Source organism: Mycobacterium cajalii (genome assembly GCF_045809005.2).
In the GTDB taxonomy this organism is placed as follows: domain Bacteria; phylum Actinomycetota; class Actinomycetes; order Mycobacteriales; family Mycobacteriaceae; genus Mycobacterium.
Genome location: NZ_CM141436.1, coordinates 876,018 through 894,525 on the forward strand (window position 1 = coordinate 876,018; position 18,508 = coordinate 894,525).

The 18,508-nt window shown below is 71.8% G+C and carries 18 protein-coding genes and 1 pseudogene; 14 read left to right on the forward strand and 5 right to left on the reverse strand.

Translation table 11 applies throughout. The features are described 5' to 3' along the window. Positions 1–11 precede the first annotated feature (11 nt). The 5 genes from ACJ512_RS04160 to ACJ512_RS04180 all read left to right on the forward strand — a co-directional run bounded on the left by ACJ512_RS04160 (position 12) and on the right by ACJ512_RS04180 (position 5,391). Positions 12–623, forward strand: coding sequence for a TlpA disulfide reductase family protein (locus ACJ512_RS04160; RefSeq protein ID WP_407685275.1), 612 nt, complete (start codon positions 12–14; stop codon positions 621–623). Continuing rightward, positions 620–1,399 (forward strand): cytochrome c biogenesis CcdA family protein, encoded by a 780-nt coding sequence (locus tag ACJ512_RS04165; RefSeq protein WP_407685276.1) that lies wholly within the window; start codon positions 620–622, stop codon positions 1,397–1,399. The genes ACJ512_RS04160 and ACJ512_RS04165 overlap by 4 nt, the downstream gene beginning before the upstream one ends. A 101-nt stretch (positions 1,400–1,500) precedes the next feature. Beyond that, the gene (resB, locus tag ACJ512_RS04170) at positions 1,501–3,069 is read left to right on the forward strand and encodes a cytochrome c biogenesis protein ResB (protein WP_407685277.1); all 1,569 of its coding nucleotides are present in this window, start codon (positions 1,501–1,503) and stop codon (positions 3,067–3,069) included. After that, entirely contained in the window at positions 3,066–4,043 is a 978-nt protein-coding gene (gene ccsB, locus ACJ512_RS04175; protein WP_407685278.1) for a c-type cytochrome biogenesis protein CcsB, read from the forward strand. The genes resB and ccsB overlap by 4 nt, the downstream gene beginning before the upstream one ends. 49 nt (positions 4,044–4,092) lie before the next feature. Continuing rightward, positions 4,093–5,391, forward strand: a complete 1,299-nt coding sequence (locus ACJ512_RS04180; RefSeq protein WP_407685279.1) for a MinD/ParA family ATP-binding protein — start codon at positions 4,093–4,095, stop codon at positions 5,389–5,391. Between the two features lie 4 nt (positions 5,392–5,395). On the opposite strand, the gene ACJ512_RS04185 is transcribed toward ACJ512_RS04180, so the two are convergent. After that, a complete protein-coding gene (locus tag ACJ512_RS04185; protein ID WP_407685280.1) occupies positions 5,396–5,557 on the reverse strand; it encodes a hypothetical protein in 162 nt (53 codons plus the stop codon). A gap of 123 nt (positions 5,558–5,680) precedes the next feature. Here ACJ512_RS04185 and ACJ512_RS04190 point away from each other — a divergent pair, with 123 nt between their 5' ends. Further along, positions 5,681–5,959, forward strand: coding sequence for a DUF4229 domain-containing protein (locus tag ACJ512_RS04190; RefSeq protein WP_407685293.1), 279 nt, complete (start codon positions 5,681–5,683; stop codon positions 5,957–5,959). An 11-nt stretch (positions 5,960–5,970) separates the two neighbouring features. On the opposite strand, the gene ACJ512_RS04195 is transcribed toward ACJ512_RS04190, so the two are convergent. Next, positions 5,971–6,843, reverse strand: a complete 873-nt coding sequence (locus ACJ512_RS04195) for a 1,4-dihydroxy-2-naphthoate polyprenyltransferase (RefSeq protein WP_407685281.1) — start codon at positions 6,841–6,843, stop codon at positions 5,971–5,973. Between the two features lie 50 nt (positions 6,844–6,893). Here ACJ512_RS04195 and ACJ512_RS04200 point away from each other — a divergent pair, with 50 nt between their 5' ends. After that, positions 6,894–7,670 (forward strand): S-methyl-5'-thioadenosine phosphorylase, encoded by a 777-nt coding sequence (locus ACJ512_RS04200; protein WP_407685282.1) that lies wholly within the window; start codon positions 6,894–6,896, stop codon positions 7,668–7,670. Beyond that, a complete protein-coding gene (locus ACJ512_RS04205) occupies positions 7,667–8,701 on the forward strand; it encodes an NAD-dependent epimerase/dehydratase family protein (protein WP_407685283.1) in 1,035 nt (344 codons plus the stop codon). Before ACJ512_RS04200 ends, ACJ512_RS04205 begins: the two co-directional genes overlap by 4 nt. Before the next feature lie 322 nt (positions 8,702–9,023). Here ACJ512_RS04205 and ACJ512_RS04210 read toward each other — a convergent pair whose 3' ends face one another. Next, positions 9,024–10,334, reverse strand: coding sequence for an ISL3 family transposase (locus ACJ512_RS04210; RefSeq protein WP_407689792.1), 1,311 nt, complete (start codon positions 10,332–10,334; stop codon positions 9,024–9,026). Between the two features lie 226 nt (positions 10,335–10,560). Between ACJ512_RS04210 and ACJ512_RS04215 the strand changes: the two genes are divergently transcribed. Next, on the forward strand, positions 10,561–11,958 hold the full coding sequence (locus ACJ512_RS04215) for an IS1380 family transposase (RefSeq protein ID WP_461479977.1): 1,398 nt from the start codon (positions 10,561–10,563) through the stop codon (positions 11,956–11,958). 190 nt (positions 11,959–12,148) lie between these two features. Here the strand turns inward: ACJ512_RS04215 and ACJ512_RS04220 are convergent, their stop codons facing one another. Continuing rightward, positions 12,149–12,379, reverse strand: coding sequence for a hypothetical protein (locus ACJ512_RS04220; RefSeq protein ID WP_407689809.1), 231 nt, complete (start codon positions 12,377–12,379; stop codon positions 12,149–12,151). Between ACJ512_RS04220 and ACJ512_RS04225 the strand changes: the two are divergent. After that, positions 12,312–12,569: pseudogene (locus ACJ512_RS04225) on the forward strand (cation:proton antiporter); the annotation flags it as partial. The gene ACJ512_RS04220 and the pseudogene ACJ512_RS04225 sit on opposite strands and share 68 nt — an antisense overlap. Before the next feature lie 73 nt (positions 12,570–12,642). After that, a complete protein-coding gene (locus tag ACJ512_RS04230; protein ID WP_407689808.1) occupies positions 12,643–13,410 on the forward strand; it encodes a cation:proton antiporter domain-containing protein in 768 nt (255 codons plus the stop codon). Between the two features lie 15 nt (positions 13,411–13,425). Here the strand turns inward: ACJ512_RS04230 and ACJ512_RS04235 are convergent, their stop codons facing one another. Beyond that, positions 13,426–15,024, reverse strand: coding sequence for a DUF7937 domain-containing protein (locus tag ACJ512_RS04235; protein ID WP_461480097.1), 1,599 nt, complete (start codon positions 15,022–15,024; stop codon positions 13,426–13,428). 338 nt (positions 15,025–15,362) lie between these two features. Between ACJ512_RS04235 and ACJ512_RS04240 the strand changes: the two genes are divergently transcribed. From ACJ512_RS04240 to ACJ512_RS04250, 3 genes are read left to right on the forward strand one after another with little or no spacing between them, the layout of a single operon-like run. Beyond that, complete coding sequence (locus ACJ512_RS04240; RefSeq protein ID WP_461479978.1) at positions 15,363–17,144, forward strand: hypothetical protein; 1,782 nt, start codon at positions 15,363–15,365, stop codon at positions 17,142–17,144. A gap of 11 nt (positions 17,145–17,155) precedes the next feature. Next, entirely contained in the window at positions 17,156–17,815 is a 660-nt protein-coding gene (locus ACJ512_RS04245; protein ID WP_407685196.1) for a glycosyltransferase family 2 protein, read from the forward strand. Next, on the forward strand, positions 17,815–18,471 hold the full coding sequence (locus ACJ512_RS04250; protein WP_407685201.1) for a TIGR04282 family arsenosugar biosynthesis glycosyltransferase: 657 nt from the start codon (positions 17,815–17,817) through the stop codon (positions 18,469–18,471). Before ACJ512_RS04245 ends, ACJ512_RS04250 begins: the two co-directional genes overlap by 1 nt. Positions 18,472–18,508: the final 37 nt, after the last annotated feature.

An 18,508-nucleotide genomic window follows, 5' to 3' on the forward strand; every position in this document is an offset into this window, starting at 1 on the left:
GGAGCGGCGCCGTGACCGTGCGAGGGCTGGCGATGGCCGCGATGATGCTGGCGGGCCTGCTCGCCGGCTGCACCGGTCGCGACGCGGTGGCCCAGGGCGGCACCTTCGAGTTCGTCTCGCCCGGTGGCAAGACCGACATCTACTACGACCCGCCGTCCAGCCGTGGCCGCCCGGGCCCGCTGTCCGGGCCGGACCTGGCCGACCCGGCGCGCACGTTGTCGCTGGACGACTTCGCCGGCCGCGTCGTCGTCGTCAACGTGTGGGGGCAGTGGTGCGGTCCGTGCCGGGCCGAGATCGGCCAGCTGCAGCGGGTCTACGACGCCACCCGCGACGCGGGGGTGTCCTTCCTGGGCATCGACGTGCGCGACAACAGCCGCCAGGCCGCGCTGGACTTCGTCGACGACCGGCACGTGACCTACCCGTCGATCTACGACCCCGCGATGCGCACGCTGATCGCGTTCGGCGGCAAGTACCCCACCACCGTCATCCCGTCCACCCTGGTGCTGGACCGCCGGCACCGGGTCGCGGCGGTGTTCCTGCGGGAGCTGCTCGCCCAGGACCTGCAGCCCGTCGTGGAGCGGGTCGCCCACGAGTCCCCGGCCGGCCAGGCCGCGCCGCGATGAGCGGCTTCGCCCACCTCGCCGCCGCCGGCCCGCTGGTGGTGGCCCTCGGCGTGTGCCTGCTCGCCGGGCTGGTGTCGTTCGCGTCACCGTGCGTGGTGCCGCTGGTGCCGGGCTACCTGTCGTATCTGGCGGCCGTGGTCGGGGTGGACGAGCAGCCGCTGCCGGGCGCGACCGAGGCCCCGCCGGGCGCCCGGTGGCGGGTCGCGGGGTCGGCGGCGTTGTTCGTCGCCGGGTTCACCACGGTGTTCGTGCTGGGCACCGTCGCCGTGCTCGGGATGACGACCACGCTGATCACCAACCAGCTGCTGCTGCAGCGGGCGGGTGGCGTGCTGACCATCGTGATGGGGCTGGTGTTCGTCGGCCTGATCCCGGCGCTGCAGCGCCAGGCGCGGTTCAGCCCGCGGCAGTTCACCACGGTCGCCGGCGCGCCGCTGCTCGGCGCGGTGTTCGCGCTGGGCTGGACGCCGTGCCTGGGCCCGACGCTGACCGGGGTGATCACGCTGGCCTCGGCCACCCAGGGCGCCGACGTCGCGCGCGGGATCGTGCTGGTCATTGCCTATTGCCTGGGCCTGGGGATCCCGTTCGTGGCGCTGGCGTTCGGCTCGGCGGGCGCGGTGGCGGGCCTGGGCTGGCTGCGGCGGCACACCCGGGCCATCCAGGTGTTCGGCGGCGCGCTGCTGATCGCGGTCGGCGCGCTGCTGGTCACCGGGGCGTGGAACGACTTCGTGTCGTGGCTGCGCGACGCGTTCGTCTCCGACGTGAGGCTGCCGATCTGATGGCGCGAGCAGACGCAGAATCGCCCAAAACGGGACGTTTTGGGGCGATTCTGCGTCTGCTCGCGCAGAAGGGGCGCAACACCTGGCGGACGCTGACCTCGATGGGCACCGCGCTGGTGCTGCTGTTCCTGCTCGCGCTCGGCGCGATACCCGGGGCCCTGCTGCCGCAGCGCAGCCTCAACGCCGGCAAGGTCGACGACTACATCAAGTCGCACCCGGTGATCGGCCCGTGGCTGGACCGGCTGCAGGCCTTCGACGTGTTCTCCAGCTTCTGGTTCACCGCCGTGTACGTGCTGCTGTTCGTGTCCCTGGTGGGCTGTCTCACCCCGCGGATGATCGAGCACGCCCGCAGCCTGCGCGCCACGCCGGTGGCCGCGCCGCGCAACCTGGCCCGGCTGCCCAAGCACGCCGACGTTCGGCTGGCGGCCGATCCCGCGGAGCTGAACGCCCTGGCCAACACGATCCGTGGCCGGCTGCGCGGCTGGCGCACGGCCGTGCGCCAGGAGGACGACGTGGTCGAAGTGTCCGCCGAGAAGGGCTACCTGCGCGAGTTCGGCAACCTCGTCTTCCATTTCTCGCTGCTGGGCCTGCTGGTCGCGGTGGCCGCCGGCAAGCTGTTCGGCTACGAGGGCAACGTGATCGTCGTCGCCGACGGCGGACCCGGCTTCTGCTCGGCCTCCCCGGCCGCGTTCGACTCGTTCCGCGCCGGAAACACCGTCGACGGCACGTCGCTGCGCCCGATCTGCGTGCGCGTCGACGATTTCCGGGCGCACTACCTGCCGTCGGGGCAGGCCACCTCGTACGCCGCGAACATCGATTACCAGGCGGGCCGGGACCTGGCGGCCAACCGCTGGCGGCACTACCGGCTGGAGGTCAACCACCCGCTGCGGGTCGGCGGCGACCGGGTCTACCTGCAAGGCCACGGGTACGCCCCCACGTTCACGGTGACGTTCCCGGACGGGCAGACCCGCACGTCGACCGTGCAGTGGCGCCCCGACAACCCGCGCACCCTGCTGTCGTCGGGGGTGGTGCGGGTCGACCCGCCGGCCCGCAGCTATCCCGACGCGAGCGAGCGACGTCAGCACGAGATCGCGATCCAGGGCCTGCTGGCGCCTACCGAGCAGCTCGACGGCACCCTGCTGTCCTCGCGGTTCCCGGCCCTGGACGCCCCCGCGGTGGCCATCGACATCTACCGCGGCGACACCGGGCTGGACAGCGGACGGCCCCAGTCGCTGTTCACCCTGGATCCCCGGCTGCTCCAGCAGGGCCGGCTGACCCGGGAAAAGCGGGTCAACCTGCGCCCCGGGCAGGAGGTCCGGATCGAGGCGGGCCCGGCGGCGGGCACCGTCGTGCGCTTCGACGGCGCGGTGCCGTTCGTCAACCTGCAGGTGTCGCACGATCCGGGCCAGGCCTGGGTGCTGGTGTTCGCCATCACGATGATGGCGGGGCTGGTCGTGTCGCTGCTGGTGCGACGCCGCCGGGTCTGGGTGCGTCTGACCCCCGTCGGCGAAACCGACCCCGGTACGGTGAACGTCGAACTGGGTGGCCTGGCCCGCACCGACAACTCCGGTTGGGGCGACGAGTTCGAGCGGCTGAGCGAGCGGTTGCTCGCCGGACTGGACGCGGCCCCCGAGGCCGCCAAGAGGAGCCTTCAGGTGGACGTCACATGAACACCCTGCACGTCAACATCACGCTGGCACGCTACTCGGACTGGGCTTTCACCTCGGCCGTGGTGGCCCTGGTGGTGGCGCTGCTGTTGCTCGCCGTCGAACTGGCCTACGCGGGCGGGCGCCGCGTGGACCGTCGCGAGCGGGTGCTGGCGGGCTCGGTCGGCACCGACAGTGACCTTCCCGGCATCGTGGACGACGTCCCCGCGCGGCCGTTCGACGAACGCACCGGGCGGGCCGGGCTGGCCGTGGTCTACCTCGGCATCGGGCTGCTGGTGGCGTGCGTCGTGCTGCGCGGTCTGGCCACCCTGCGCCCGCCGTGGGGCAACATGTACGAGTTCATCAACCTGACGTGCCTGTGCGGCCTGCTCGCCGGCGCCGTCGTGCTGCGCCGCCCGCTTTACCGCCCGCTGTGGGTCTTCCTGCTGGTGCCGATCCTGATCCTGCTGACGGTGTCCGGCCGCTGGCTCTACACCAACGCGGCCCCGGTGATGCCTGCGCTGCAGTCCTACTGGCTGCCCATCCACGTGTCGGTGGTGAGCCTCGGGTCGGGGGTGTTCATGGTCGCCGGCATCGCCAGCGTCCTGTTCCTGTTGCGCACGTCGCGGCTGGGGCAACCCGAGACCGACGGAGCACTGGCCCGGCTCGTGCAGCGGTTCCCGGATGCGCAGACGCTGGACCGCATCGCCTACCGCACCACGATCTTCGCGTTCCCGGTGTTCGGTTTCGGCGTGATCTTCGGCGCTATCTGGGCCGAGGAGGCCTGGGGCAGGTACTGGGGCTGGGACCCCAAGGAGACGGTGTCGTTCGTCGCGTGGGTGGTGTACGCGGCCTACCTGCACGCCCGCTCGACCGCGGGGTGGCGGGACCGGAAAGCGGCCTGGATCAACGTCGCGGGGTTCGTGGCCATGGTCTTCAACCTGTTCTTCGTTAATCTGGTGACCGTGGGCCTGCACTCGTACGCGGGCGTGGGCTGACGGCTGGTCTGACAGTGGGCAAACGACCCGCATAACCGATCCAGGGGGAGTGCACATGTCCGAGGAGCCGACGACGGGCGTCGAATCGCCCGATCAGCCGACCAGGCAGTTGCGCCCGCAGGAGGCTGCCGAACAGCAGGCCGGGGCGCCGCGCGAGCCGGGCGGCGATGCGCCGACCCGCGCCTTCGCCGGGTTCCGCACGGAGCGGCGGGGCCCCGGCAGGCAGGAGTGGCCCCCCTCGGGCGGGATGCCGCAGTGGGAACCGACGCCGGCCACCGGCATGACGCGCGTCGACCCGACGGCCTACGGCGCGTACTACACCGGACCGGTCGATGCGGGCCCCACCGAGGTCCGCCCCGCGCCGGCGGCGCCGTCGGGCCCGCGCCGTCCCGAGCCGCTGCCGCACACGCCGTACCCGGAGCTGTCCACCAGCATGCTGTTGCGCCCGGTGAAGCCCCCGCCCACCGAGGGCTGGCGCCGGCTGCTGTACGTGCTGTCCAACGGGCTGATCAACGTGGGCGAGGGAGCCCGGGCCGCCCGCTACAACAACCTGGTGGCCCAGGTCAACCGGCCGCTGCGGGGCTGCTACCGGATCGCGTTGCTGTCGCTGAAGGGCGGGGTGGGCAAGACCACGATCGCCGCGACGCTGGGGGCGACGTTCGCCGAGATCCGCGGCGACCGGGTGGTGGCCGTCGACGCCAACCCGGACCGCGGCACCCTGAGCCAGAAGGTGCCGCTGGAGACGGCGGCGACGGTGCGCGAGATGCTGCACGACGCCGGGAGCATCGAGCGCTACAGCGACATTCGCCGGTACACCTCGAAAGGGCCGAGCGGGCTGGAAGTGCTGGCGTCGGAGACCGATCCGTCCGTGTCGGAGGCGTTCAGCGCCGCCGACTACGACCGCACCCTCGACGTCCTGGAACGGTTCTACGGCCTGGTGCTCACCGACTGCGGCACCGGGCTGCTGCACTCGGCGATGTCGTCGGTGCTGGACAAGGCCGACGTGCTGGTCGTCGTCAGCTCGGGATCCATCGACGGCGCGCGCAGCGCCTCGGCGACGCTGGACTGGCTGGACGCCCACGGCCACGAGGACCTGGTCCGCGATTCGATCGCCGTGATCAACGCGGTGCGCCCGCGCACCGGCAAGGTCGACATGAACAAGGTGGTCGACCACTTCTCCCGCCGCTGCCGCGCCGTGCGCATCGTGCCGTTCGACCCGCATCTCGAGGAGGGCGCCGAGATCAGCCTGGACCGGTTGCGGCGGGGGACCCGCGAGGCGCTCGTCGAACTGGCGGCCGTCGTGGCCGACGGGTTCGGTGGCGACCAGCGCAACCCGGGTCTGGGCTGAGCGGCTAGCGAGGGTTGTTGTCCCCGTGGCCTAATCGCCGGAGGAAGTCGGGATCGTCGTCGGGTCCGATGACGCGCGTCTTCGGCCGACCGTTCTGCAGCCGCGCCGCGCGCCAGCCGACGTAGATCAGGGTCCCCAGGATCAGCACGACGAGCAGATAGAGCACTCAACACCTCCTGCAGCGAATATACCCGCGTCGTAGGCTCGACCCGTGGCAGCAGAGCCGGGCCCCGAAGGCACCGAAGGCACCGAAGGCACCGAAGGCACCGGACACCGGGGCGGCGGCACGATCGGCGGTGTCCTGCCTTACGCGGCAGCGCGGTTGTTGCTCGTGGCCGCGCTCACCGGGGTGATCTACGGGATCGCCCGGCTGCTGGGGATCGCGCAGTTCCCCGTCATCGTCGCCGCGTTGTTCGCATTGATCATCGCGATGCCGCTGGGCATCTGGTTGTTCAGCCCGCTGCGCCGGCGGGCCACCGCCGCGCTCGCGACGGCCGGGGAACGCCGCCGCCGGGAACGAGAACAGCTGCAAGCCCGCCTGCGCGGCGAGGACGTCGACGAGGACTAGCGCACACCCGATCAGCGCGCCAGCGTCAACGCCAGCGCCACCGCGACCGCCCAGACGACCATCGCCAGGCCGGTGTCGCGCAGCACCGGGATCAGCGCCGGGCCGCCGCGGCCCGATCGCACCGGCCCCGCGGCCCGCAGCGCCAACGGCGTGGCCACCAGGCCCGCCGCGCACCACGGCGTGGCCGCCGTCAGCACCAGGGTCAGCGCCCCGGCGGTCACCAGCAGCGCCTGGTACAGCGTGCGGGTGCGGGCGTCGCCGAGACGCACCGCCAGCGTGATCTTGTGCGACTGCGCGTCGGTGGGGATGTCGCGCAGGTTGTTGGCCACCAGCACCGACGACGACAGCGCCCCCGTCGACACCGCCAGCACCAGCCCCACCCAGTCCACCCGCAGCGCCTGGGTGTACTCGGTGCCCAACACCGCGACCAGGCCGAAGAACACGAACACCGCGACCTCGCCGAAACCGGCGTAGCCGTAGGGCTTCGACCCGCCGGTGTACAGCCAGGCCCCCGCGATGCAGGCGGCGCCGACCGCGATCAGCCACGGCGCGGACAGCAGTGCCAGCGCGACGCCCGCCGCGGCGGCCACCGTCAGGCTGACCACCGCCGCGGTCAGCACCGAGCGCGGCGCCGCCAGTCGCGCCCCGACCAGCCGCACCGGGCCGGCGCGGTCGTCGTCGGTGCCGCGCACGCCGTCGGAGTAGTCGTTGGCGTAGTTGACGCCGACGGTCAGCGCGACCGCGACGGCCAGCGCCAGCAGCGCCTTCCACCACACCGCGGCGTGCAGCCACGCCGCGGCGCCGGTTCCGGCGACCACGGGCGCCACCGCGTTGGGCAGCGTCCGCGGCCGCGCACCCGAGATCCACTGCCCGAAACTGGCCACGAAAACATCCTGCAACATCCCGCCGAAGGCCCATGCACCAGAATGGGCGGATGCTCGGGGTGATCGGCGGCAGCGGCTTCTACACGTTCCTCGAATCCGACGTTCGCACCGTCACCGTGGACACCCCCTACGGCCGGCCCAGCGCCCCGGTCACCCTCGGCACGGTCGGCGGGCACGAGGTCGCCTTCCTGCCCCGCCACGGCGCCACCCACGAATTTTCGGCGCACACCGTGCCCTACCGGGCCAACATGTGGGCGCTGCGCAAGCTCGGGGTGCGGCGCGTCTTCGGCCCGTGCGCCGTCGGCAGCCTCGACCCGGCCAACGGTCCGGGCACGGTCGTCGTGCCCGACCAACTGGTCGACCGCACGAGCGGCCGCTCCGACACCTACTTCGACTCCGGCGGCATCCACGTCGACTTCGCCGACCCGTACTGCCCGACCTTGCGCGCCGCCGTCACCGGCCTGCCCGACGTGGTCGACGGCGGCACCATGGTGGTGATCCAGGGCCCGCGGTTCTCGACCCGCGCCGAGAGCCGATGGTTCGCCTCGGCGGGGTTCGGCCTGGTCAACATGACCGGCTACCCGGAGTCGGTGCTCGCTCGTGAGCTTGAAATATGTTATGCAACAATAGCTTTGGTCACCGATCTGGATGCGGGCGTGGCGGTCGGGGAGGGGGTGAAGACCGCCGAGGTGTTCGCGCAGTTCCAGCGCAACGTCGAGCTGTTCAAGAAGCTGGTGCGCGAGGCGATCGCGCGGGTGGCCTCCGAGCGCACCTGCACCCACTGCCTGCCGCACACCGGCGTCACGCTGCCCGTCGAGCTGCCGTGAGGGTGCTGCTGACCGGCGCGGCCGGTTTCATCGGGTCGCGGGTCGACGCGGCGCTGCGGGCCGCGGGTCACGACGTGGTGGGCGTCGACGTGCTGCTGCCGGCCGCCCACGGCCCGGACGCGGACCTGCCGCCCGGGTGCCACCGGGTCGACGTCCGCGACGCCGACGCGCTGGCCCCGCTGCTGGCCGGCGTCGACCTCGTGTGCCATCACGCCGCGATGGTGGGGGCCGGCGTGGACGCCGCGGACGCGCCCGCCTACGGCGGCCACAACGACCTGGCCACCACGGTGTTGCTCGCGCAGATGTTCGCGGCCGGCGTGCGCCGCCTGGTGCTCGCGTCGTCGATGGTGGTGTACGGACAGGGGCGCTACCACTGCCCCGAACACGGGCCCGTCGACCCGCTGCCGCGCCGGCGCGCCGACCTGGACGCCGGGGTCTTCGAGCACCGCTGTCCGGTCGGCGGTGAGGAGTTGCGGTGGCGCCTCGTCGACGAGGACGCCGCCCTGCGGCCGCGGAGCCTGTATGCCGCCAGCAAGACCGCGCAGGAGCACTACGCGCTGGCGTGGTCGGAGGCGACGGGCGGGTCGGTGGTGGCGCTGCGCTACCACAACGTCTACGGCCCCGGGATGCCGCGTGACACGCCCTATTCGGGGGTGGCGGCCATCTTTCGGTCCTCGTTGGAAAAGGGAGAACCACCAAGGGTTTTCGAGGACGGCGGCCAGATGCGTGACTTCGTCCACGTCGACGACGTAGCCGCCGCGAACGTGGCCGCGGCGGCGAGCGACCGCGGCGACTTCCTCGCGGCCAACGTGTGCTCGGGGCGGCCGGTCTCCATCATGGAGGTGGCGACGGCGCTGTGCGACGCGCGCGACGGTGCGCCGGCGCCGGTGGTGACCGGCCAGTACCGCAGCGGCGACGTGCGCCATATCGTCGCCGATCCGGCCCGGGCCGCCGAAGCTCTGGGGTTCCGGGCCGCCATCGAACCCCGAAAAGGCCTGCGGGACTTCGCTTTCGCGCCGCTGCGCGGTTAACGGCCGTAGCGGCGCGTGACCCCGGCGGACGGGGCTGCGCGGAAGGCCGGTGATTAGTCCGGATTTTTGGCTCTCCTGACGTATCCGTGGGTCGATCAAGCCCGGTTTCAGCGGCCGGTGCAGTGATGGTTGGACGTTTCTGTGGTCCCTTCCGCGATAGTTGCTCCTTGGCGCTGCCCCGCGTGGGAGGTGTCCATGTGGAGCCCCCGAGCGCAGCGAGGCGGAACGACATGGACGCCGACGAGCGGGTGGTGCAGAATCGGCAACGCTTGGGGAAGGGACATCCCTGGGACATCCCCGAGAGGTGGCCCTGATGGGGGTGTCAGCCGCGGCCGGGTAGGGCGGGTCGGTGGCCCCCGAGGGCGAGCATGGCCAGGGCGATCAGTGCGGCGGGGTTGTGGAATCCGAACGCGATGCGGGTCAGGACCCGGATCTTGGTGTTGGTGGATTCGATTAGCCCCTGGGACAGGCCGTGGTCGAGGGCGGCGTCGATGCTGTCGCGGTGTTTGACGATGCGGCGAGCCAGATCGACAAACACCGGAATGCGGCAGCGGCGTGCCCAGGAGATCCACTTGTCGAGGGCGTCCTTGCCTTCTTGCCCCTTGACCGAGAACACATGCCGCAGGCCCTCTTTGAGGAGGTAGGCACGGTACAGCCGGGTGTCGGTTTTAGCGATCCAGGCCAGCTTCTGGCTTTGCCGTTCGGTGAGGTCCTCGGGATTTTTCCACAGCGCGTAGCGGGCCCCTTTGAGCTTGCGGGCCCGCTCGTGTCCCGGTCGCGGCGGCGTGTCTTCGCTGGGCCGGCCGCGGCCCCATTTGGGCTCGCTACGAGCCAGCGAGCGCGCGTCGTTCCAGGCCCGCCGGCGCTCGGTGTCGAGTGCCTCGGTGGCCCAGGAGACCACATGGAACGCATCGGCGCAAAGGATCGCGCCCGGGCAGCGCTCGGCCACCACGTCGGCGATCCAGTCCGCGGCGTCAGCGGACACGTGGGTGATCAACCCGCAGCGCTCGGCGCCCACAGCGTCGAAAAACTTTCGCAGGGTAGCCTTGTCGCGTCCCGGTGCGGCCCAGATCAGATGCCCGCTGTCGTGGTTAACGACCACGGTCAAATACTTGTGATGGCGTTTGTAGGAAATCTCGTCGATGCCGATCCGGCGCAGGTTGGCAAACCGATCAGCGGTCTTTTCGGTGTCGGCCCAGACCCGCGCCACGATCGCGCCGACAGTGCGCCACGCGATCCGCATAAACTCGCACACCGCGGTTTTCGAACACGCCACCACCAGCCAGGCCACCGTGTCATCGAAGGCCAAGGTGTGTCCGGCGCGATGACGCGCCCACGGCACCGCAACCACGGTCGGCCCGTGTGTGGGGCAGTTCACCCGCGGCGCGTCGGCCTCCAACAGCACCTGCACCGTCCCCAAATCCAGGCCCCGCCATCGGCGTGGACCCTCACCGCGGTCATACCAGGGCGCCTTGCTTCCACAGCGCCCACAACGCTGTGAAACACCGCTGCGGGGACGCACCCGCGCCACCACCACCTCGGCGTCCTCGCCCTCGTCGGAGAACTCGATGTCCTCGATCACCGTGCGCTTATCGACACCCAGCAGCGCACGCCATAACCTCACATTCCGCACGTCGTTGCCCGCTCCCTTGGTTCCTGACCTTCGACAAGCCAGAAACCTTAGGCGACAACGACGTGCGCCCCTCCCTCGCGGCTACCCACCCACGGAAGTGTCAGGGGAGCCGGATTTTTCGCGGAATGCCGACGTAGCTGTGTGTTGATGCGCGAAAGTGCCTGTCCTGCAACGCATAATGGGAATTCTCTAGGTTTCCATATGGCGAGCGGAAGGCACTTCGCACGTGAAGGGTATCGCGGTGGCGCGGCGGGTGAAAGTATCGGCGGACGGTCGCGGGGTGGTGTCGCACGCCGGGATGGGGCTGTTGCGGGAACTGGCCGATCTGACCGGGTTATCCGCGCAGGTCACGGCGGTGTTGGCCGATACTTACAAGGGGCCGTGGACCTATGCCCCGGGTGCGGTGTTCGCCGATCTTGCCGCGGCGGTAGCCGACGGGGCGGACTGCATCGACGGGGTCGGCCAGTTGTGTGGAGATCGCGAGCATGCGTTCGGGGCCAAGGCCTCGACAACGACGATGTGGCGGCTCGTTGACCATCGCATCGATGCCGCGCACCTGCCGAAGGTTCGCACCGCGCGGGCATCGGCGCGGGCGGCGGCCTGGGCGGCCGGGGCCGCGCCCCCGGCGGGTGTGCCGCTGTACATCGACATCGACGCCACGCTGGTCATCGACCATTCCGACAACAAGGCGCAGGCGGCCCCGACGTGGAAGAAGTCGTTCGGCCATCACCCGCTGCTGGCGTTTCTGGACCGCCCGCAGATCGCCGGCGGTGAGGCCCTGGCCGGGCTGCTGCGCAAAGGCAACGCCGGATCCAACACCGCCGCCGATCACATCACGGTCCTTCAGCAGGCTTTGGATTCGCTGCCGGCAGATTGGCGTCCCGGCCCGCAGAACCCGGCCGCGCCGGCGGTGGTGGTGCGCTCAGATTCCGCCGGAGCCACCCACAAGTTTGCCCAGGCCTGCCGCGATCACGGGGTCGGGTTCTCCTTCGGGTTTCCCGTCGATGCCCGGGTCCAGGACGCCGTGGACACCCTCAACCTCGGCGATGGCTGGTATCCGGGGATCGACTCCGATGGGCAGATCCGTGACGGGGCGTGGGTGGCCGAGGCCACCGGCCTGGTCACGCTGTCGAGCTGGCCTGCCGGGACCCGGCTGGTGCTGCGCAAAGAACGCCCACACCCCGGGGCGCAGCTGCGCTTCACCGACATCGACGGCATGCGGGTGACCGCCTTCATCACCGACACCCCACCGGGGATGGTTCCCGGGCAGCTGGCCGGTCTGGAACTGCGCCACCGCCAACACGCCCGCGTCGAGGACCGCATCCGCGAAGCCAAAGCCGCCGGCCTGGCCAACCTGCCCTGTCATGATTTCCAGTCCAACGCCGCCTGGCTCGAAATCGTCCTGGCCGCCGCCGATCTGGTCGCCTGGGCCCAACTGATCGGATTCACCGACGCCCCGCAGCTGGCCCGCTGCGAGATCACCGCCTTCCGCTACCGGGTCCTACACGTCGCGGCCCGCATCACCCGCAGCGCCCGCCAACTACGGCTGCGCATCGACGCGACCTGGCGCTGGGCCGGCGCCATCGCAACCGCCTGGCAACGCATCCGCGCCGCCTTCCCCTGACCACCGCAAACCCGCCCCGACGACCCGAAAGACCCACCGGCCATAGGAAAGCCCGCCCACCCCGGCGACACGGGACGGCCAAACACACCCCAAGTCCAAAATGCGCTATCGCTCAGCGATCTTCATGGCTCAGCACCCCCGAACCCCACCAGTGCGAAAAATCGAGGTTAGTCCGGCCACACCGAGGTATTCACACCTTCGTCGCGGCGCCAGACCACGGCCGACGACAGGCAGCGATGACGTAGGAGCCCACCATGCAGTCGCTGATCCTGGCATACGGCGTGATGCTGCTCATCGCCGTGTCGGTGTCGGGTATCGCCGCCCGGACCGTGCTGTCCAACTCGTTGGTGTTCATGGTCGCCGGAGCGCTGCTGGGGCCGGGCGGCTTCGGGCTCACCCACATCGAGGTGGGCGACACCATCACGCGGCAGCTTCCCACCATCGCGCTGTACATCGTCGTGTTCGCCGGCGGGCAGCGGGCGAGTTTTCAGGCGCTGAAAGAGAACTGGCCGCTGCCGGGCAGGGCGCTGGGGCTGGGGATGCCGTTGACGATGGTGGGGATCGCGGTCCCCACGCACTTCATCACCCACCTGCACTGGTCGGGATCGTTCGTCTTCGGCGCGCTCCTGGCACCCACCGACCCGGTGTTCGCGTCCGCGATGGTGGACCCGCAAGGACATCCCGTTGCGGTTGCGCCGGTTGCTGAACGTCGAGTCCGGCCTCAACGACGGGCTCACCCTGCCGTTCGTCATGATCGCCCTCGACATCGCACAGCACCAGCAGATCAGGCAGTGGGTTCTCGGTGCGGAACTCTTCGGGGGCGCGGTGGTCGGGTTCGTCCTGGCGTTGGTCGTCGCGCTGATATGGCGGATACCGGCCCTGGGCGCCGCGCCGCGCCTGCAGCCGCTCGCACCGGTCGCGCTCGCGATCGTCTTGTTCGCGATCACCCACCTGGCACACCCCGGCCGCTTTCTCGACGCCAACCCGTACCTGGCGGCGTTCGTGGCCGGGTCGACGTGGGCCACGCTCAACAAGGAGTCGACCGAGAAGTTCAAGCCGTTCGGCGAGTCGCTGTCGGAGCTGTCGAAGTTCGCGGCGTTGCTGGTCTTCGGGGCGTTGATCACCCCCACGCGGCTGCTGCACGCCGGCTGGCAGGGGTGGGTGCTCGCGGTGATCGCCATCGTGGTGGTCCGCATCGGGGTCATGCTGCTGTCGTTGGTGCGCTCCCGGTTGACGATGCAGGAGCGGTGGGTCGCCGCCTGGTTCGGCGCCAAGGGCTTCGCCTCGGTGATCTATGCGCTGATCGCGGTGAAGGACCCCTTCCCCGAGGGTGACCGGGTGTTGACCCTCGCCGCGGTGACCATCGCGCTGCACTCCTCGAGCGATGTGCCGGTGGCGAAGAGGCTCGACGTGGAACCACCCGGCAGCCTGCCGACCGACGAGCGAAGCTAGGCGTCCGACCGCCGCCTAGGTCGAGTCGTGCGGGGACCGGAAGATCCTGGGCTTCGGCACGGGGATCTGCCGCGTGGCCGAGTCGTCGCCCCGGAAGATCCGCGGGCCCGGCCCCGCCTGCGGAATCACGGTGGTGGGGTGCTCCGCGTCGGCGCGGGGGGCGCCCGTCGGGATCCGCGTGGTCGCCGCCGCCGAGGGCGGGGCGGGGCGGGGCACCCGGACGCGGGTGGTCGGTGCCGCCGACGGCCGGCGGCCGCCGGCCGGGGCGGCGCGCTTGCGGCCCCGGTGCCGGCGGCCGGTGACGATCGCCGCGGTCAGGATGCACAGGGCCAGCCCGCACAGCGTCACGTCGAAGACGCTGGTGATCTGTTGGGCGAGATCGTTGCCGTACACCGGGTTCCGCGCGGTGGCGTTGGGCGGCTCCTGGAACCGCGGCGCCAGCGCGACACCCAGCACGACGCGCGAGACGCTCAGCGTGGCGACGAGCCCGCACAGCGACGACACCAGCCGCGCCGAGACCGCGTCGTTTGCCAGGTTGACGCGCAGCCAGATCGCCAGGGCCGCGGTGACCAGGTCGAAGCCGGCCAGCACCATGCTGTCGTACCGGGAGAACGGGTAGTTCAGGCTGACCGCGACGGTGAGGTCGGTGAGCCGCATGGCCATCGACCCCAGGCACCAGACGGCGATCAGCGCCAGGCCGTTGCGGGCCGCCGCCCGCCAGGCGTTCGCCTCGGTCGCGCGCGTGCCGCGGTGGTCCAGGAACGTCCGGGGCGCGAACACCGCCGCGGCCGCCGCCCACGCCAGGTAGCCCTCGAACCCGACGCCGGCCGTCGAGGTGTTCTGCGCGATGCCGTGGAATGCGTCGACGTCACGGCCGACGGGCAGGATCCACACCAGGACACCGGCGACCGGCGCCGACACCCCGAGCGCCACGGTGGCCAGCCGGGACGCCTTGGTGGTGCGGACGAGCCAGGTGGAGGCGACGAGGACGGCGACCAGGGCCACCACGCCGTAGACCACCGCGCTCGTGATGACCGCAAGGTTCTGTTTGCCGAACCCGGAGCCGCCCAGCGCGTACTTCACCCGCCAGAACAGGTTGAAGCCGAAGCTCAGCGCCGCCCCGAGCATCGACGCGTAGCCGATGACCCGGACGAGGGGGAACTTGGTGTCCGTCGACTCGAGGCTCACCGGTTGAGCGCTCAGCAGCGCGCCGGCCACACCGAGCCACGCCCCCGGCCCGACACCGCCCGGCACCTCCACGGTGCCGGCGAAACGGACCGTCTCGAACACGTCGAACCCGACGAACGCCAGCACCAGCAGCAGATAGGGGACGTTGCCGCCCGCGCGAAGCCGGCCGGCCACGGCGGGCCGGGACCGCACCGGGCCCAGCCGCGTCACGCCCAGCGCCAGCAGCGACAGCACGGTCACCGCGATCAGCACGGCGAACACGGCGCCGCTGGTGCCGGGGATGCCGAGCCCGAAATAGAGGTTCCACGGCAGCAGCGGCGCGACGACGAGCAGGCCGGCGGCCGTCAGGTCGCGGGCCCGCGACCAGCCGCGGGCCGGTCCCGGGGCGGCGGCGGCCTGGGCCCGGTGCGCGGCGGCGCCGGGCATGCGCTGCGTCTGCCCGCCGATGGGGCCGGTAGGCGTGTCGTCGCTGCTCTGGCTCACGAGGCCCCCCGGGTCTCAAGGACGGTTACCGCTGGCGCGGGTTCGGTGGTGCGGCCGGGGAACACCCCGGCGGGCCGACTGCGCTGCTCGCTTGCGACCATAATCTCCGTTCGGACGCCGCGGCGGCGGCCCCCCGGGTGTCGTTGCGCGGCGACCGTGCCGTCGTTCGCCGCCGCTGGTTACGCTGCGCTGGTAGGCGAACTGATACTGCCGACGGTATCGCAGTGTAGTGATGCCGGGACATTGCTGGCTGCGGGGTCGCCAGCCGAAGGAGAGCCGGGATGGACGTCGTTTTGGGGGTCGCGGTCACAGGCCCCGTTGCCCGCTTGGCCCTGCTGGGGCCGGACGGCGAGGGCAACGACGTGATCGACCAGTCCGTCGTCGACCTCGAAGACAGCCCGGTCGCGAAGCTGACCGAGACCGTCGTCGGCACCAACCGGCTCCTGGCCGACGAGAGTCACCGCCTGGTCGGCACCCGGCTGTGCTGGACGGATCATCCCAGGGCCGAGCAGCTGCGGCGGGCGCTGGAAGACTCCGGTGTCCTCAACGTCGCGGTGCTCTCGGAGTCACAGGCGGTGGCGGCCCTGATGCGGGCGGCCGGGCGCCCCGGTGCCGCGCTGGTGGTCGACGACGAGACGGCGACGTTGTCGCTGGTGGGCTCCGGCTCCGGCTCCGGGGACGTCGACGCGCCGCCGACGCTGTTGGCCTCGGGGCCCCTCGCCGGCGACGACGCCACGGCCACGTTCGACACGCTGATGGCCAGGCTCGGTGAGCACCCCGACGCTCCCGGCGAGGTCTACCTGGTCGGTGCGTCCGATCGCGCTTCGTCCGACCTGACCCGCATCGCCGGCCAATTGGGCGATGCCACCGCCCGGGTGCAGATTCCCGAAGACCCGACGTTCGCCCTGGCCCGGGGTGCGGCGCTGGCGGCCGCCCCGGCCGCCGGCGCGCCGGACGCCACGCGGGCCGCGCCGGTGCTGGGCGGCGACGAAACCGCGATGATGGCGGGCGGCGACGCGACCGCCCTGGCGCCCGCGGCCGAGCCGGACGCCGAGGAACAGCAGCTGGCCTACTCGATGGCCGGCGACTCCGAGCTGTTGCCGGCCTTCGAGGAGTACGGCGACGAATACGACTACGACGATGCCGCCGCCGGCCGGGCGCCCCTGAACCGGCGCGCGCTGCTGATCGGCAACGCCGTCATCGCGTTCGCGGTCATCGGGTTCGCCTCGCTGGCCGTCGCGGCGGCGATCGCGGTGCGGCCGACCGCGAGCCAGGAACCCGTGGTCGGACACCAGAACGCCGCCCCCGGCAAGTTCATGCCGCTGTTGCCGACGCAACAGCAGGCCCCGGTACCGCCCCCGCCGCCCGAGGCGCCCGACGCCGGGTTCCAGGGCGGCACCATCCCGGCCCCGGCGAACGGAGGCGCGGCCCCACAGCCGGCGTCGCCACCCGCCCCGGGCGGGCCCGCTCCGAACGCGCCGGCCGCGCCCGGCGGGCCGGGCGGGCCGGGCTTCGTGCCCAACCCCCTGCCGAATGTGCCGATGCCCATCCCGATCCCCATCCCGTTCCCGGGCTGGCAGCCGCCATATCCGAACCCGCCGTACAATCCGCCGACCACGAATCCCACCCCGCCCACGACGTCGAGCGCGCCGACCACGTCGATGGCGCCCACGACGTCGAGCGCGCCGACCACGTCGAGCGCGCCCACCACGTCGAGCGCGCCGACCACGTCGAGCGCGCCCACGACGTCGAGCGCGCCGACCACGTCGATGGCGCCCACGACGTCGAGCGCGCCGACCACGTCGATGGCGCCGGTGACCCCCACCGAGCCGCCGTCGACGGTTCCGAGCACCCAACCCACGACCCAGGCGCCGGTGCCGACGTACACGCAGCCCCAGACCCAGGCGCCCCAGACCCAGGCGCCCCAGACCCAGGCCCCCCAGACCCAGGCCCCCCAGCCGGTGGCGCCCCAGCCGGTGGCGCCCCAGCCGGTGGCGCCGAAGCCTCAGACGCCGCAGGGGTCGGGCGGGGCAGGTGGCGGTCAACACGGTTTCGGGTTCTGAGCGGCCGCCCCATGCCGGAGCCGGACGCCGCGGTCACGGTGGTGCTGCCCTGTCTCGACGAGGAGGAGTCGCTGCCGGCGGTGCTGGCGGCCATCCCCGAGGGGTACCAGGCGCTGGTCGTGGACAACAACAGCACCGACGACACCGGCGCCGTCGCGCGCCGCCACGGCGCCCGGGTGGTCGTCGAGCCGCGGCCCGGGTACGGGTCCGCGGTGCACGCGGGGGTGGTCGCCGCGACGACCCCGATGGTGGCGGTCATCGACGCCGACGGCTCGCTGGACCCCGGTGACCTGCCGCGGCTGGTCGCCGCGCTCGACGACGCCGACCTGGTCATCGGCCGGCGCCGCCCCGTGGCGGGGCTGCACTGGCCGTGGGTCGCGCGGCTGGGCACCGTGGTGATGAGCTGGCGGTTGCGCGCCCGTCATGGCCTGCCCGTGCACGACATCGCGCCGATGCGGGTGGCGCGGCGCCAGGCACTGCTGGAATTGGGGGTCGCCGACCGGCGGTCCGGCTATCCGCTCGAGCTTCTGGTCCGTGCCGCGGCGGCCGGCTGGCGCGTGGTCGAGCTGGACGTCGCCTACGGTCCCCGGACCGGCGGCAAATCCAAGGTCAGCGGGTCGCTGCGGGGCAGCGTCATCGCGATCCTGGACTTCTGGAAGGCGATCTCGTGATCCGGCCGGTGACGTTGCTGGTCGTCGCCAAGGCGCCGGAGCCCGGCCTGGCCAAGACCAGGCTCGCCGCCACGGTCGGCGAACGGGTCGCCGCCGACATCGCCGCGGCCGCGCTGCTGGACACGCTGGACGCCGTGGCCGCCACGCCCGTGGCCGCGCGGGTGGTCGCACTCACCGGCGACCTGGACGCCGCCGCGGGGGCCGCCGAGATCCGGCGGCGACTGGATTCGTTCACCGTGATCGCGCAGCGCGGCGAGGACTTCGGCGACCGGCTCGCCAACGCCCACGCCGATTCGGCGCAGGGGTATCCGGTCCTGCAGATCGGGATGGACACCCCGCAGGTGACCGCCGGGTTGCTGGTCGGTTGCGCGAAACGCCTACTCGCAGCGCCGGCCTTACTCGGCCCGGCGTGTGACGGCGGGTGGTGGGTGCTCGGGGTGGCGACGCCGGCGATGGCCGAATGCTTGCGCACCGTTCCGATGTCGCAACCCGACACCGGAAAGCTCACCCTGAAGGCCTTGCGCGCCAATGGAATCGACGTTACGCTTGCAGATGAATTGTCCGACTTTGACGTAGTCGACGACATCGCCGCCGTGTACTCGGCGTGCGCAGCCGAGAGCCGCTTCGCGCGGGTTGTCCGCGCGGCCGGGCTCTGACGACGGCGATCGCAGCGTTTCAGCGGTCGGCGCCGGG

What these genes read in the sequence shown, in the direction of transcription:
- ACJ512_RS04165 (WP_407685276.1), top strand. Translation starts at nt 620, where the DNA reads ATGAGCGGCTTCGCCCACCTCGCCGCCGCCGGCCCGCTGGTGGTGGCC.
- resB (WP_407685277.1), top strand. Translation starts at nt 1,501, where the DNA reads ATGGGCACCGCGCTGGTGCTGCTGTTCCTGCTCGCGCTCGGCGCGATA.
- ccsB (WP_407685278.1), top strand. Translation starts at nt 3,066, where the DNA reads ATGAACACCCTGCACGTCAACATCACGCTGGCACGCTACTCGGACTGG.
- ACJ512_RS04200 (WP_407685282.1), top strand. Translation starts at nt 6,894, where the DNA reads ATGCTCGGGGTGATCGGCGGCAGCGGCTTCTACACGTTCCTCGAATCC.
- ACJ512_RS04220 (WP_407689809.1), bottom strand. Translation starts at nt 12,379, where the DNA reads ATGGTGTCGCCCACCTCGATGTGGGTGAGCCCGAAGCCGCCCGGCCCC.
- ACJ512_RS04235 (WP_461480097.1), bottom strand. Translation starts at nt 15,024, where the DNA reads ATGCCCGGCGCCGCCGCGCACCGGGCCCAGGCCGCCGCCGCCCCGGGA.
- ACJ512_RS04240 (WP_461479978.1), top strand. Translation starts at nt 15,363, where the DNA reads ATGGACGTCGTTTTGGGGGTCGCGGTCACAGGCCCCGTTGCCCGCTTG.
- ACJ512_RS04245 (WP_407685196.1), top strand. Translation starts at nt 17,156, where the DNA reads ATGCCGGAGCCGGACGCCGCGGTCACGGTGGTGCTGCCCTGTCTCGAC.